Annotated in this window: 15 protein-coding genes and 1 tRNA gene; 4 read left to right on the plus strand and 12 right to left on the minus strand. The window is 64.4% G+C overall.

The window, feature by feature from the left end:
* The gene (locus tag VPH41_RS23190; protein ID WP_328571636.1) at positions 1-345 is read right to left on the minus strand and encodes a hypothetical protein; all 345 of its coding nucleotides are present in this window, start codon (positions 343-345) and stop codon (positions 1-3) included.
* A gap of 155 nt (positions 346-500) precedes the next feature.
* Here VPH41_RS23190 and VPH41_RS23195 point away from each other — a divergent pair, with 155 nt between their 5' ends.
* Both VPH41_RS23195 and VPH41_RS23200 read left to right on the plus strand, forming a co-directional pair.
* Positions 501-1,658: a PepSY-associated TM helix domain-containing protein gene (locus tag VPH41_RS23195; RefSeq protein ID WP_328571637.1), complete on the plus strand. Its 1,158-nt coding sequence runs from the start codon at positions 501-503 to the stop codon at positions 1,656-1,658.
* A gap of 100 nt (positions 1,659-1,758) precedes the next feature.
* A complete protein-coding gene (locus VPH41_RS23200; RefSeq protein WP_034752471.1) occupies positions 1,759-2,181 on the plus strand; it encodes a PaaI family thioesterase in 423 nt (140 codons plus the stop codon).
* A 65-nt stretch (positions 2,182-2,246) separates the two neighbouring features.
* Here the strand turns inward: VPH41_RS23200 and VPH41_RS23205 are convergent, their stop codons facing one another.
* From VPH41_RS23205 to VPH41_RS23235, 7 genes are all read right to left on the minus strand, one after another.
* Positions 2,247-2,942, minus strand: a complete 696-nt coding sequence (locus VPH41_RS23205) for an anti-sigma factor (RefSeq protein ID WP_152284813.1) — start codon at positions 2,940-2,942, stop codon at positions 2,247-2,249.
* Positions 2,939-3,529, minus strand: a complete 591-nt coding sequence (locus tag VPH41_RS23210) for a sigma-70 family RNA polymerase sigma factor (protein ID WP_152258938.1) — start codon at positions 3,527-3,529, stop codon at positions 2,939-2,941. The genes VPH41_RS23205 and VPH41_RS23210 overlap by 4 nt, the downstream gene beginning before the upstream one ends.
* A 110-nt stretch (positions 3,530-3,639) precedes the next feature.
* Complete coding sequence (locus VPH41_RS23215) at positions 3,640-4,161, minus strand: peroxiredoxin family protein (protein WP_152258939.1); 522 nt, start codon at positions 4,159-4,161, stop codon at positions 3,640-3,642.
* Positions 4,162-4,266: 105 nt separating this feature from the next.
* The gene (locus VPH41_RS23220) at positions 4,267-4,953 is read right to left on the minus strand and encodes a BON domain-containing protein (RefSeq protein ID WP_328571638.1); all 687 of its coding nucleotides are present in this window, start codon (positions 4,951-4,953) and stop codon (positions 4,267-4,269) included.
* A complete protein-coding gene (locus VPH41_RS23225; RefSeq protein WP_034752465.1) occupies positions 4,946-5,542 on the minus strand; it encodes a phosphoheptose isomerase in 597 nt (198 codons plus the stop codon). Before VPH41_RS23225 ends, VPH41_RS23220 begins: the two co-directional genes overlap by 8 nt.
* Positions 5,543-5,599: 57 nt before the next feature.
* Complete coding sequence (locus VPH41_RS23230) at positions 5,600-5,959, minus strand: YraN family protein (RefSeq protein ID WP_152258941.1); 360 nt, start codon at positions 5,957-5,959, stop codon at positions 5,600-5,602.
* A gap of 9 nt (positions 5,960-5,968) precedes the next feature.
* Positions 5,969-7,183, minus strand: a complete 1,215-nt coding sequence (locus tag VPH41_RS23235) for a penicillin-binding protein activator (protein WP_328571639.1) — start codon at positions 7,181-7,183, stop codon at positions 5,969-5,971.
* 165 nt (positions 7,184-7,348) lie between these two features.
* On the opposite strand from VPH41_RS23235, the gene rsmI reads away from it, so the two are divergent.
* A complete protein-coding gene (rsmI, locus tag VPH41_RS23240; RefSeq protein ID WP_328571640.1) occupies positions 7,349-8,257 on the plus strand; it encodes a 16S rRNA (cytidine(1402)-2'-O)-methyltransferase in 909 nt (302 codons plus the stop codon).
* A 61-nt stretch (positions 8,258-8,318) separates the two neighbouring features.
* Here the strand turns inward: rsmI and VPH41_RS23245 are convergent, their stop codons facing one another.
* Positions 8,319-8,969, minus strand: a complete 651-nt coding sequence (locus tag VPH41_RS23245) for a hypothetical protein (protein WP_328571641.1) — start codon at positions 8,967-8,969, stop codon at positions 8,319-8,321.
* A gap of 166 nt (positions 8,970-9,135) precedes the next feature.
* Between VPH41_RS23245 and VPH41_RS23250 the strand changes: the two genes are divergently transcribed.
* Positions 9,136-9,212, plus strand: a tRNA-Pro gene (locus VPH41_RS23250).
* Positions 9,213-9,316: 104 nt separating this feature from the next.
* Here VPH41_RS23250 and VPH41_RS23255 read toward each other — a convergent pair.
* Genes VPH41_RS23255 through VPH41_RS23265 form a run of 3 tightly spaced genes read right to left on the minus strand, consistent with a single transcriptional unit; the run spans position 9,317 to position 13,220 of the window.
* On the minus strand, positions 9,317-10,237 hold the full coding sequence (locus tag VPH41_RS23255) for a hydroxymethylglutaryl-CoA lyase (RefSeq protein WP_328571642.1): 921 nt from the start codon (positions 10,235-10,237) through the stop codon (positions 9,317-9,319).
* Position 10,238: 1 nt separating this feature from the next.
* On the minus strand, positions 10,239-11,171 hold the full coding sequence (locus VPH41_RS23260) for a 2-hydroxyacid dehydrogenase (protein ID WP_328571643.1): 933 nt from the start codon (positions 11,169-11,171) through the stop codon (positions 10,239-10,241).
* Positions 11,172-11,192: 21 nt separating this feature from the next.
* Complete coding sequence (locus VPH41_RS23265) at positions 11,193-13,220, minus strand: acetyl/propionyl/methylcrotonyl-CoA carboxylase subunit alpha (protein ID WP_328571644.1); 2,028 nt, start codon at positions 13,218-13,220, stop codon at positions 11,193-11,195.
* Between the last annotated feature and the right edge of the window lie 90 nt (positions 13,221-13,310).

Here is a 13,310-nt window from a genome sequence, read left to right on the forward strand (position 1 = left end):
CTACAACGAGGCGGCAGGCGGGCCGCGCACGGGCGGCAGGATGAGGGCAGCGGCAGGCGCCAGGGCGGCGGGCGCGACGGCCAGCAGGCGGTACGGCAGTAACTGGGCGGGCGGCTCGGCGATGGCCGGCGGCACGGCGATATCGGTCACCTTGTCGATGGCCGTGGCGCACAGCGCGCACTCTTCCGCGTCCAGGCTGGTCTTGTGCAGGTGCGAGGCGGCCGTCGACAGCAGGAACACGAGGGCCAGCGCACTGAACAGGGCCACGCACAGGCGCCACGGCGTGCGCGCGAGGGCGGCGGCACCGTGATGGGCAAGCTTGCGGGTGGGCTGGCGGGAAGACATGGGCGCATAGTAGCAAGAAAATCGCCGCCTTGTCAGCGCTTGTTGCAATTCATTTGCGCTATGTCGGCCAGGCAGGATGCCAGCTGATAATGATTTTCACTCCCCTTCATTCATGCTATCGTTTCGCAGCCCAAAATTCCCAGAGTCCCTCATTCATGTCCAAGCGCCCGATCAAATGGCTGTTAGCCAAGCTGCACCTGTATGCGGGCCTGTGGTTCGGCGCCCTGTTCGTCCTGCTGGGATTGACGGGTTCTGCCATCGCTTGGATGCCGGAGCTGGACGCGTATCTGAATCCCACCCTGTTGCAGGCGAGCACGCCCGCGGCGGGCCAGGTGTTTCGCGTGACGCCAGGCACGGTGCAAGCGGTGGTCGACCAGCTGACTGCCGATCCCGCCTACGGCAAGCCGACCCAGCTCAATCCGCCCGCCGATGCGCGCGACGTGTATGTGGCCTCGTACCGGCAGGCGGGCAAACCTTCGCCGTTCAGCCAGGCCATCGTGCGCCAGGTGATGGTCGACCCCTACACCTTGCAAGTCAAAGGCGAGCGCGACTGGGGCCGCTTCGGCCTCACGCGCCCGCTGCTGATGTCGGGCATGTTTCATTTGCACCGCTATCTGCTGACGGGCGACACGGGCAAGACGGTCACGGGGATTTCCGGCGTGCTGTTGCTGCTGATGGCCTTGAGCGGCATCTACCTGTGGTGGCCGCGTATGCAGTGGACGGCGATCAAGCGGGCCCTGACGGTGTCGCATGGCGGCTCCTGGCCCCGTTTCAACTACACCTTGCACAAGGCGGCCGGCTTCTTTGCCGCGCCCGTGCTGGCCGTGATCGCCTTTTCCGGCATCTATTTCAATTTGCCGCAGCTGGTCGTGCCGCTGGTAGACCTGGTGTCGACGGTGCCGGACACGGCCAAGCTGAACAATGTGCAGCGGGATGGGGCGCTGCTCGATGCGGGCGCCGCGATGGCCGCCGCGCAGCGGCTGTATCCGCAGGCGCGCGTATCGCGCATCGTGCTGCCGGCGAAAAAGGACCTGCCGTATGACATCCGCGTGCGCCAGCCCGACGAAATCGCCCATGGCGACGGCGCCACGCGCATCACGCTGGATGCGCGCAGCGGCTTGCCCCTGCGCATACGCGACCCCTTGACGGCGTCGTATGGCGAGCGCTTCCTGGGCTGGCAATTCCCCCTGCATTCGGGCCAGGCGTTTGGCGTGGCCGGGCGCAGTTTCATCACGCTCTTCGGCTTGATGCCCTTGCTGTTCATGCTGACGGGGACCTTGGTGTGGTGGAAACGGCGGCGTGGCCGGAAATAGGCGGCGGCCAAACCAAAACGGGGAAAATTGCTATGATCGCAGTGTTTTCCGGGCCATCGCATGGTCCGGCTTCACTCAATAACAAGGAAAAGCAGAGACCATGAGCAATCCCGACATCACCGTAGCAATGTTGAATGAACGCGGCACGGGCCGCCTGCCCGGCCACCTGGGCATCGTCATCACGGAAGTGGGCGACGGCCAGCTGACGGCGGAATTGCCCGTGCTGCCGCATCTGCTGGCGCCGAACGGTTATCTGCACGCGGGCAGCGTGGTGACCCTGGCCGACACGGCTTCCGGTTATGGCTGCATCGTCAATCTGCCCGAAGGCGCGAGCAATTTCACCACCATCGAACTGAAATCGAACCACCTGGGCACGGCCCGCGAAGGCACGCTCACCTGCACTGCCAAGGTCGAGCACAAGGGCCGCAACACGCAAGTGTGGGATGCCGTGGTGAAAAGCAAGGAAACGGGCAAGACGATTGCCCTGTTCCGCTGCACGCAGATGATTTTGTATCCTAAATAAGCCCAAGGGCAACACCCGCGGTCGTACCTTCCAGGCTACGACCCCGGCCCCCGCTTGTGGGGTGGTTAAATTTTCACCCAGTTACCCTTGTACAAGATTGGGCCCGTCGGTCCGTTCGGATCGGGCGAACCGCCTTTCGGCTCCAGGGTGACGGCCAGCAAGGCCACGTCGCTGCCGATGGCGCGCTGCGACAGGGCCAGTTTCACGTTGCCCTTGTCGGCCAGCAAACCGAGCGAGCGGGGATTGCCGCTCTTCGGCACGGCCCACAGTTCCAGATCCTTATCACTCGGCACGGGCGCATTGCCCACCATGCGCACTTCGAGCGCGCCGTGGCGGCTGTCGGCCGTCAGCAGCAGGGCCGTCTGCGCTTTTTCGTCCGTCAGGCTGGCCACATAGCTGATCTGCGGCGCATCCATCACGCGCGTGGCCACGACGATGACCAGCAGCGCGGCGATGGCGCTCGAAGCCATGCCCAGCGAACGCCAGAACGACAGCGAATCGCGCCACAGTGCCCAGCCGCCCTGCGGCGCCAGGTGCAGGCGCCGCTCGATCTGCTGCCACACGCGCTTGGGCGGCGCCACGGGCGTGGCAAATTCCGCCATCGGTTCCAGGCGCTGCCGCCACTCGGCCGTGATATTGCGCAAATCGGCGTCGTTGTGCAGCCAGCCTTCGAAACGCCGCCGCGCGCCCCCTTTCAAGGTGCCCAGCACGTATTCGGACGCCAGCTTCTGGCGCAGCACGTCATTGCCGCGGATATTCATGATGCCTCCCGTTTTGCCAGGCACGTGCGCAGCCGTTCCAGGCTGCGCCGTATCCAGGTCTTCACGGTGCCGATCGGCAGCGACATCTGCTGCGCCACTTCGCTGTGCGACAGGTCATGATAGAACGCCAGGGCGACCACCTGCCGGTGCAGCCCTTCCAGGGCGGACATGCAAAACGCCAGCGCCTTGGCGTCACCGCTCAGTTGCAGTGACTCGATGGGCGTGGCCTGGGGGTCTCGGAGTGCATTCATGACTTCGCTATCAAACTGTTCGGCATCGATTTCCACGGTATCGTCGCTGCGCCGCAACACATCGAACGCCTTGTTGCGCACGATGGTGGCCATCCAGGTCATCGGCGCCGCCAGATGGCTCTGGTAAGCGGCGGCGTTGTTCCAGATGGCGACGAACCCCTCTTGCAAGGCTTCTTCAGCGAGCTCTTGCTTATGCAATATACGCAGCGCGAAGCCAAACAGTTTCGATGATGTGCAGTTATATAGCTGGCGGAACGCCGTGGCGTCCTTGTTGCCGGCGGCAAGCAGCCAGGTTTTCAGTTGCTGCGGGTCGGGCGATTGAGCGGCTAGGGACACGGCAGGCCTTCACAAGGTGAGTGGAAATCACACTTGGGAAGGTTATAACAGTTTGGCAACTGTTGGCAACAGAGTTTTGTGCGGTGTAGGGTGGGTATTTTTGTGTTGGATCAACCGGCGATGGCGGTTTCCAGCAGCTTGTGCAGTTCCGCGAATTCCGGCTTGCCCACATAGCGCTTGAGGATCTTGCCCTGCTTGTCGAGCACGAAGGTGGTGGGCGTGAGCGCCACGTCGCCGTAGGCCTTGGCTGCCTCGCCCGTCACGTCGAGCGCCACCTTGAACGGCAGCTGGCGCGTTTCGGCAAAGTTCAGCACGTAGTTGGCCGGATCGTATTTCATGGCCACGGCCACGAATTCCAGGCCCTGCCCCTTGTACTTGTTGTAGGTGTCGACCATGTCCGGCATTTCCGCCACGCAAGTCGTGCACGAGGTGGCCCAGAAATTGACCATCACCACCTTGCCGCGCAGGCTGGCCGAGGTGATTTTCTCGCCATGGATGCCGTGGAAGGTCACGTCCGGCGCGCTTTGCTTGTCATTGAGCGACAGATAGCCGGCTGCCGCCACGCCCGCCACGAAGACGGCGATGAGGGCTGGCTTGATCCAGGACTTGCTTGCGGATGGCGAAGTTGACATGGCGAAGTTGAAATGAGTCACTTGAAAAGCGGGGCGATGCGGCCACGATGTCCCTATTATAGCCGCCGCATCGTCGGCGTGCCCTAGGCCGGATGGCGTAGGCGCTTACTGCTGTACCGTATCGCTGACCGTGTTCGTCGTGCGCTGCTGCGGCGGGTCCGGCTGCAATTGCTTCAGTTCCGCTTCCGAAATGTAGTCGAACAGCTTGACCACTTTCTGCACGCCGCCCACGCCGCGTGCCACGTCGGCCGCGACCGTGCCTTCGCGCTGGGTCACTCTGCCCATCAGGAAGACGGTGGCGTTCTCCGTGACGACCTTGAACGAGGCCGCCGAGATGGTTTTCATGTCCACCAGGCTGGCCTTGACCTTGGTCGTGATCAGCGCGTCGTTCGAGCGCGAGGTGTAGCTGGCCGGGCCGGCGATGATCAGTTCATTGGCCACCGATTCCACGCCTTCGATATTGCGCACTTCGCGCTCGACGGCATTTTTCATCGCCTCGTCGCGCACTTCGCCCGTCAGCAGGACACGGCGGTTGAAGCTGGTGACATTCACGTGGCCCACGTCGCCGACGATGGAGGGGATGCGTGCTTCGCCTTTCAGGGCGATCGACTTGTCTTCGGTCTGGGCGCCCAGGGTGCGGCGGTCTGCCGCGGCAACGCCGCCCATCACGGCGCCGCCGACCATCAGTTCGATGCAGCCGGTGAGCGAGGTGAGCATGGCGCCGCACAGCAGTGCGGTGGCCAATGGGCGTTGTGCGCGTTTCCAGCCTGGGCCAGTACCGAATTTAGTCATTCACGTCTCCTCCGAATAGGGCGACGTCGATGCCGTCGCAGATGCAATGTATGGTGGTCAGATGGACTTCCTGGATGCGCGCCGTGCGCTCGGCCGGCACGCAGATATGCACGTCGGCATCCGTCAGCATCTTGCCGATGGCGCCGCCGTCCTTGCCCGTCAGCGCCACGACGCGCATTTCGCGCTCGAGCGCCGCTTCCACGGCCGCCATCACGTTGGCCGAATTGCCCGACGTGGAGATGGCCAGCAGGATGTCGCCGGCCTGGCCGAACGCCTGCACCTGCTTCGAGAAAATCTCGCGGTAGCTGTAGTCGTTCGCCACGGCCGTCAGGATCGAGGTATCCGTCGTCAGCGCCAGGGCCGGCAGCGGAAAGCGCTCGCGTTCGAAACGTCCGACCAGCTCGGCGGCGAAATGCTGGCAGTCGGCGGCGGAACCGCCATTGCCGCACGCCAGGATTTTGTTGCCGTTGGACAATGCATAAAACATCAGGTCGATCGCCTGCGCAATGGGTTGCGCCAGTACGGTAGCGGCCTGGATCTTGAGTTCGGCACTTTCGTGGAAGTGCGAGAGGATGCGTTGATTATTCATAGTCTGCCGATTATAGTGCAGGCGCGCGGCATGGCGGACAAGCACTGTTAAAAATGCTTACATATCGAGGATGTTCTTCAGCCAGCTGATGCGCCCGTCATCGATGGCCACGGCGTCGAAACGGCATGGCGGCACGCTTTTTTGCCCCAGCAGCCAGGTTTGCGCGGCCACCACCATGCGCCGCTGCTTGGCTGGCGTGATGCTGGCCAGGGCGCCGCCGAACGCTGCGCTGCTGCGTAGCCGCACTTCCACGAAGACGACGGAGGGGCCATCGCGCATGATCAGGTCCAGCTCGCCGCCCTTGCACAGATAGTTGCGTGCAAGCAGCACCAAGCCTTGCAGCAACAGATACGCGAGCGCATCGTCTTCGCCTTGCCGTCCCCGTGCCTGCTTGTTCTGGAACGGCAGGGGCGGCATGGCCTGTCCTTATTGCGCCTGCGGCAAGGCGGCCGGTGTTGCTGCCGTGGCCGGCGGCCAGGTACCCAGTGCGCCCTGCTGGTAGGTGGCGGCCTGCTCCGTGCGTTCGAACACGCTTTGGCCATTTTCAAAGCGCACGGCCAGGCGGCCCGTCACGCCATCGAGCGTGAACGGCGCGTTCGGGCGCAGCGCCACTTCGCGCGCCACGCGGAAGGCATCGATGCCCAGCGCGTACAGGCGTTCCATGTCGGCCGTCAGGCGGGCGTCGCCCGGCTGCGGCGGCTGCGGATACACCATCACTTGCGGATGGTCGCGCTGCACTTGCCACGGCAGGTCGAGCAGGCGTGCGCCGTCCAGTTCGGGACCGCTGGCGCCGCGTCCTGCGCCGGGATTCAAGGACGAGGTGCCATACAGGGGCAAATCGCTGCCGATGGCCACGCGCAGCTGGCGCGCCTGGTCGGCGTCGAGCGCGGCAAACAGCAGGCCCGGTGGCGTGGCGGCCAGGCGCGCGCGCAGCTGCACCAGTTCCGCATCGCTCAGGTAGCCATTCGTGGCCGTCAAGTCCATCGTCTCGATCTTGCCGCCCTGGCGCAGCCATTCCTGCTTGAAGGCGGCGCTGGTACGGCGCTGCGAGGGCGAGCCGGCCGACAGGATCAGCGCGCTCGCGCCCGGCTGTTCGCTGGCGGCCCAGGCGGCGACCTGGCGCGCTTCCGCCTCGATCGACAAGCCCATCACCAGCAGCTTGGCCGGCAGGCGCGCTTCGCCGCGGTTGTCCGGGTGGTTCAGGGCAATCGTCGGCTTGCGTACCAGGTCGCTATTTGCCACGGCCGTCACGGCCGAGCGCGACAAAGGTCCCACGACGATGTCCTGTTCCTCTTGCGCTTGCGCAAACTTGTTCAGGATATCCGTGCTGCCATCGCCCGTGTCGACCACCGTCACTTCGAAGCCGCTGCGGTCGCGCTCATATGCGGCCATGAAGCCGGCGCGCAGCAGTTCTGCGGCCGGGCCCAGGGACGCCGAGCGCAGCGGCAGCAGCAGGCCGATGTGATGGACATTGCCGTCGGCGGGCGCCGGCGCCGTGGCGGCCGGCATGTCGAGCGGCGTGCCTGTCGCCGGCTTGCCCGTGATGGGCGCCAGCGGCGCGCCATTGCCGTCATACGCGGTAATATCGGGCACGGCCACGGCAAACGTCACCGGCTCCGGTGCGGGCGGTTTGGGCGGCACGGGGGGCGGCAGTGGCTTCGGAGGTGGTAGCGGCCTTGTGTTAGATTCAATAGGCGCGCACAATTGCCCGGGCGCGTCGCAAGGCGTGCTGCAAGCGCTCAGCATGCCGGTCGCGGCACAAACAAGCAGTAACTTCACACTATTAGCAAGCATTTAACCTCCAAAATGACCGTACAAGAAATCAGTTCCATCGCCAGCCTGCCCATCATGACAGAGGCGGCGCACCAGGTCTATCCTAGCGCAACATTGTATATAGTGGCCACGCCGATCGGCAATGTGACCGATATCAGCCTGCGTGCGCTGCATCTGCTGAGCCTTGCCGACGCCGTCGCCTGTGAAGATACGCGCAACACGGCGCACCTGCTGACGCGTTTTGGCCTGAACAAGCCTTTGATTGCGGCGCATCAACATAACGAGCGCGAAGTGGCGCAAACCCTGATTGCCCGCCTGCACGCGGGCGAGCGCATCGCCCTCGTCTCCGATGCGGGCACGCCCGCCGTTTCCGACCCGGGCGCGCGCATCGTCGACGCCGTGCGCGCGGCGGGACTGCGCGTGCTGCCCCTGCCCGGCCCGTCGGCGGCGATTACCGCCATTTCCGCCAGCGGCTTGCTCAATGACCAGTTTTACTTTGTCGGCTTCCTGCCGGCCAAGGCCAAGCAGCGCGAAAACATGCTGCACAGCCTGCGCGGCGTGACGGCCACCATGGTGTTCTATGAAGCGCCGCACCGCATCCTCGATTGCGCCACGGCCCTGGCGGCCGCGTTCGAGCCGACGCGCCAGGTGGTGTTTGCGCGCGAGCTGACGAAACTGTTCGAAGAAATCCACCGCTGCCCCCTGTCCGAAGCGGAAAGCTGGATCCGCGCCGACGCGCACCGCGAAAAGGGAGAATTCGTCGTCCTGCTGGAAGGCGCCACGGAAGCGCAGGACGCGGAAGACGTGGAAGCGGAACGCATCCTCAATATCCTGCTGACCGAATGCAGCGTCAAGCAGGCGGCCAACCTGACGGCGCAAATCACGGGCCGCAAGAAAAATGCCCTGTATGAGCGGGCGTTGCAGCTGAAGGGGCAGGAATAGCCTGATTCCAGCCTACCCAATTGGGTAGGATCCTGTCCAATCTGGGTATGTTATTAAATAATTACCACTTGCAGCCGCTATCTTTCTTGTCGAGCAGCATCAGCACGGGCGCCAGCAAGCCTGCGCCGGAATAGGCCGTACGGCAATCGCCGCGCTTGCCTTGCGCGATGTCGCGCGCCAGCTGGGTTTCCGTTTGCAGCGGCTTGTCGGGGATTTGTCCCACGGCCGTGCCCACCTTGGACGGGTCGCGCTCGCCCGCCATCTTGCGCGCCGTCTTTCTGGCCGCGTCCATGTCGAATTTCGGCGTTTCTGGGGTTTCTTGCCTGAAGGTGTCTGCACTGGCTGCGGGCGTGGCCGGTGCCGCCGGGACGACCGTGATCGCTTGCGGGCTGGATGCTGGCGCCGTGGCTGCCGCCGGCGTTTCCCGGGGCGTGGCCGGTTTTGGCTTGCTGATGGGCTTGGGTTCGCGTTTCGGCTTGATGACTTCGACAGGCGGTGGCGGCGGCTTGGCGGCCAGCGGGCGTATCCACACGGCGATCGATTCCACGCGCGGCGCCGTATCCGGCTGGATAGCGGGCTGTACATGGCACCACAGGGAGATCAGGGCGCCATGCAGCAGCAGGGACACGGCGATGCCCAGCGCGATGCCGCGGCGGTCCGGCAAGGGCCGGCCACCGCCGCTTCCGCCGTTTCTTTCGATACTGAACTCCATTGCCGTCGTCGCCTTCATGTCTGATCGGGAAAACTTGCCAAGTGAGTGTCGCATACTTCATTCGTTTTGAAAAATACATGCGTCCCAGTGCCGCGCGTAAATAATTTACACAGAGTTTCACCTGGCCCTTGACCGAAGTGGATACGGCCTGTATTATCTTGGTCTTCGGAGTGTGGCGCAGCCCGGTAGCGCACCTGGTTTGGGACCAGGGGGTCCAAGGTTCGAATCCTTGTACTCCGACCAAATTTGTAGAAAAAAACCCAAGAGTTCAGGCTCTTGGGTTTTTTTTCGTCTGTCGTTCGTGCATGCGGCATGCATAAAAAAAGGGGCCATCGGCCCCTTTGCATTTACCCCAGGCGTTTCGCCGCAATGGCGTTGCCCGCGCGGCTGGAACCCTTGCGGCCCAGCTGCTGCGAGATGAACTGGCCCGCATCGACCACCAGGTCCAGGTCGATGCCGGTAGCGATCCCCAGCCCCTGCATCATGTACAGCACGTCCTCGGTGGCCACGTTGCCCGTGGCGCCCTTGGCGTACGGGCAGCCGCCCAGGCCCGAGACGGACGAGTGATAGATGGCGATGCCCGTTTCCAGGCTGGCGTAGATATTCGCCAGCGCCTGGCCGTAGGTGTCGTGGAAGTGGCCGGATAGGCTGCCCACGTGGAAAGCCTGGATCGCGCGTTCCATCACCGCCTGCGTCTTGCGCGGCGTAGCCACGCCGATGGTGTCGGCGATGTCGATTTCGTCGCAGCCCAGGTCGCGCATGCGGCCCACCACGTCGGCCACGGCGTCCAGCGGCACGTCCCCCTGGTAGGGGCAGCCGAAGGCGCAGCTGATGCTGCCGCGCAGGCGCAGGCCGTGTTCCTTGGCTGCCTTGGCCACGCCTTCGAAGCGGGCGATCGATTCGGCGATCGAGCAGTTGATGTTCTTTTGCGAGAACGCTTCCGACGCCGAGCCGAAGATCACCACTTCATCGGCCCTGGCCGCCAGCGCCGCATCGAAACCCTGCATGTTCGGCGTCAGTGCCGAATAGATCGTGCCGGCGCGGCGCGCGATCCTGTCCATCACTTCCGCGCTGGTGGCCATCTGCGGCACCCATTTCGGCGACACGAAGGACGCTGCCTCGATGTTGGCGAAACCGGCCTGTGTGAGGCGGTCGACCAGCTCGATCTTGACGGCGGCGCTGATGGTTTCCTTTTCGTTTTGCAGGCCGTCGCGCGGACCCACTTCGACGATCTTGACCTGCTTGGGCAGACTAGGAGTTGGATTCATTTCAATATCCTTGCAAACGGTTGACGATGCCAGCGACAGAATCTCCGGCGTGCAGGCGGCGCATCTTGGCGGCGATCTGCGCCACGCTTTCGCGGCGCAGGGTGGCTGCCGAAATATGCGGCGTGATGGTGATGCGCGGTTCTTGCCAGAACGGATGCTGCTGCGGCAGCGGCTCGTTGCGGAACACGTCCAGCGTCGCGCCGGCGATATGCCCGGAGCGGATCAGGGTCAGCAAGTCCGGTTCGGCGAGATGCGCGCCGCGCGCCACGTTGATGACATAGGCGCCCGGCAGCAGCATGGACAGGCGCGCGCGGTCCAGCAGGTTGTGCGTGTCTTGTGTGAGCGGCAGCATGCAGACGAGCACGCGCGTGCCGCGTAAAAAGGCTTCGAGTCCCTCTTCGCCCGCAAAGCATGCCACGCCATCGATGTGTTTCTGGCTGCGGCTCCAGCCCCGCAGGGGGAATTCGAACTGCGCCAGCGCTTGCAGCACGCGCGTGCCCAGCACGCCCATGCCCAGCACGCCGACGGGGAAATCCCCCTTGTCGAATGCGGGCAACGGCTGCCAGATGCCGGCGCGGCCCTGCGCCTCGTAATCGTCGAAGCGGCGGAAGTGGCGCAGCACGGCATGGCTCACATACTCGGCCATCTGCACGCCCATGCCCGCGTCGTCCAGGCGCACCAGCGGCACGTGGGCGGGCAGCGCGTCGCCGAATTTCAAGAGCGCGTCGACGCCGGCGCCCGTGTTGAAGATGGCTTTGACGTCGCTCAATACGGGCAGCATGGCGGCCGGCGGCTGCCATACAACGGCGTAGTCGCAGGGCGCGGCCGTGTCGCCTTCGCGCCAGAAATGGATCTGCGCTTCGGGCAGCAAGTCACGGAAGTCGCTGATCCACGCCGCTTCCTTGCCGTCCGAACGTTGTAGAAGAATGCGCATGGACGTTTCCAAGAGCGCTCCTTATGCGGCAGCCTTGAAGGCCAGCAGCGGCGCGCCATCGGCTACCTGGTCGCCGACGGCGTACAGCACTTCTTCCACCAGGCCGTCGTGCGGCGCGGCGATCGTGTGCTCCATCTTCATCGCTTCCATGATGACCAGCGGTTCGCCCTTTTTCACGTCCTGGCCTTGGTTGACCAGCACGGCGACGACCTTGCCCGGCATGGGCGCCGTCAGGCGGCCGCCTTCCGCTTCCACTTCGCCCGCATGCGCCATCGGGTCGCTGTAATGCAGGGTGTAGTGCAAGCCGCTGCTAAACACGTGGAACTGCTCGCCGTCGCGCAGGACCGTGCCATGCACGGCGCGTTCGCCCAGCTTGATGTGCAGCTCGTTGCCTGTGCGCGCCGTCAAGCTGAGGGCCTGGCCGTTGAACAGCCAGCCATCCGTCTGGTAGGCGATGCGCGCGGCATAGGCCTTGCCGTCGCCGGCATGGGTGAATTCATCGGCAAACGCCAGGCTGCGTCCCAGCGTGCTGTTCAAGCGCCAGCCCAGGGCATTGCCCCACGGGTCGGCGCGATTGGCCGATTGCGCTTCGGCGGCCGATTTTTCTTCCAGCAGCAGGGCGACGGACGCCAGCGCCAGGGCCGTGTCGGGCGCCGCCTGCAAGGCGGGGAACAGCGACTCCTGATTGCGCTCGATCAGACCCGTGTCCAGGTCCGCGCTGGCAAATGCCTGGCCTTCGACCAAGCGCTTTAAGAAGGCGATATTGCTGGCCAGGCCCACGATCTGGTAGTCGGCCAGCGCCTGCGCCATGCGCGCCAGCGCTTCGCGGCGGTCCGCGCCCCAGACGATTAGCTTGGCGATCATCGGGTCGTAGAACGGCGAAATGGCGTCGCCTTCGCGCACGCCCGAATCGATGCGCACGGATGCCGGAGCCACCGTGCCACCCAGCTCGAACGTGACGGCCGACGGCGACTGCATGTGGCGCAAGGTGCCGATCGACGGCAGGAAACCCTTTTCCGGGTTTTCCGCGTAGATGCGCGCTTCGATGGCGTGGCCGTGGATGGCCAGTTCATGCTGTTTTTTCGGCAGCGGCTCGCCAAAGGCGACGCGCAGCTGCCATTCCACCAGGTCCGTGCCGGTGATCATTTCCGTCACCGGATGCTCGACCTGCAGGCGCGTGTTCATCTCCATGAAGTAGAACGAACCATCCTGGTTGGCGATGAATTCCACCGTGCCCGCGCCCACGTAGCCGACGGCCTTGGCGGCAGCGACGGCCGCTTCGCCCATGGCCGCGCGGCGGTCGGCAGGCATGCCCGGCGCCGGCGCTTCTTCCAGCACCTTTTGATGGCGGCGCTGCACCGAGCAATCGCGCTCGAACAGGTAGATGCAGTTGCCCAGGGTGTCGGCAAACACCTGGATTTCGATATGCCGCGGACGCGACAGGTATTTTTCGGCCAGCACCTTGTCGTCGCCGAAAGAGCTGATCGCTTCGCGCTTGCACGAGGCCAGCGCGGCCTTGAAGTCGGCGCTGTTGTCGATGACGCGCATGCCCTTGCCGCCGCCGCCGGCCGAGGCCTTCAGCAGCACGGGGTAGCCGATCTTGTCCGCCTGGCCGTGCAAGAAGTCCGCATCCTGTTCCTCGCCGTGGTAGCCGGGCACCAGCGGTACATTCGCTTTTTCCATCAGCGACTTGGCGGCCGACTTCGAGCCCATGGCGCGCATGGCGGATGCCGGCGGGCCGATGAAGACGAGGCCCGCCGCATGGCAGGCGTCGGCGAAATCCGCGTTTTCGGACAGGAAGCCATAGCCGGGATGGATCGCCTGCGCACCTGTCGCCAGCGCCACGGCGATGATCTTGTCGCCGCACAGATAGCTTTCCTTGGCCGGCGCGGGGCCGATCAGGACGGCTTCGTCGCACACGGCAACGTGCTTGGCGTTGGCGTCCGCTTCCGAATACACGGCGACGGTCTGGATGCCCATGCGGCGCGCGGTAGCGGCGACACGGCAGGCGATTTCGCCGCGGTTGGCGATCAGGATTTTAGTGAACATGGTCTCTCTCTTTGCAGCTCGTGGCTGGAAGTTTTTTTTGGGGGTCTGACCCGACGGGTCAGACCCCGGCAGGACAGACGTTGGGTTCTT

The organism is Janthinobacterium sp. P210006 (assembly GCF_036231885.1).
Lineage (GTDB): Bacteria > Pseudomonadota > Gammaproteobacteria > Burkholderiales > Burkholderiaceae_D > Janthinobacterium > Janthinobacterium violaceinigrum.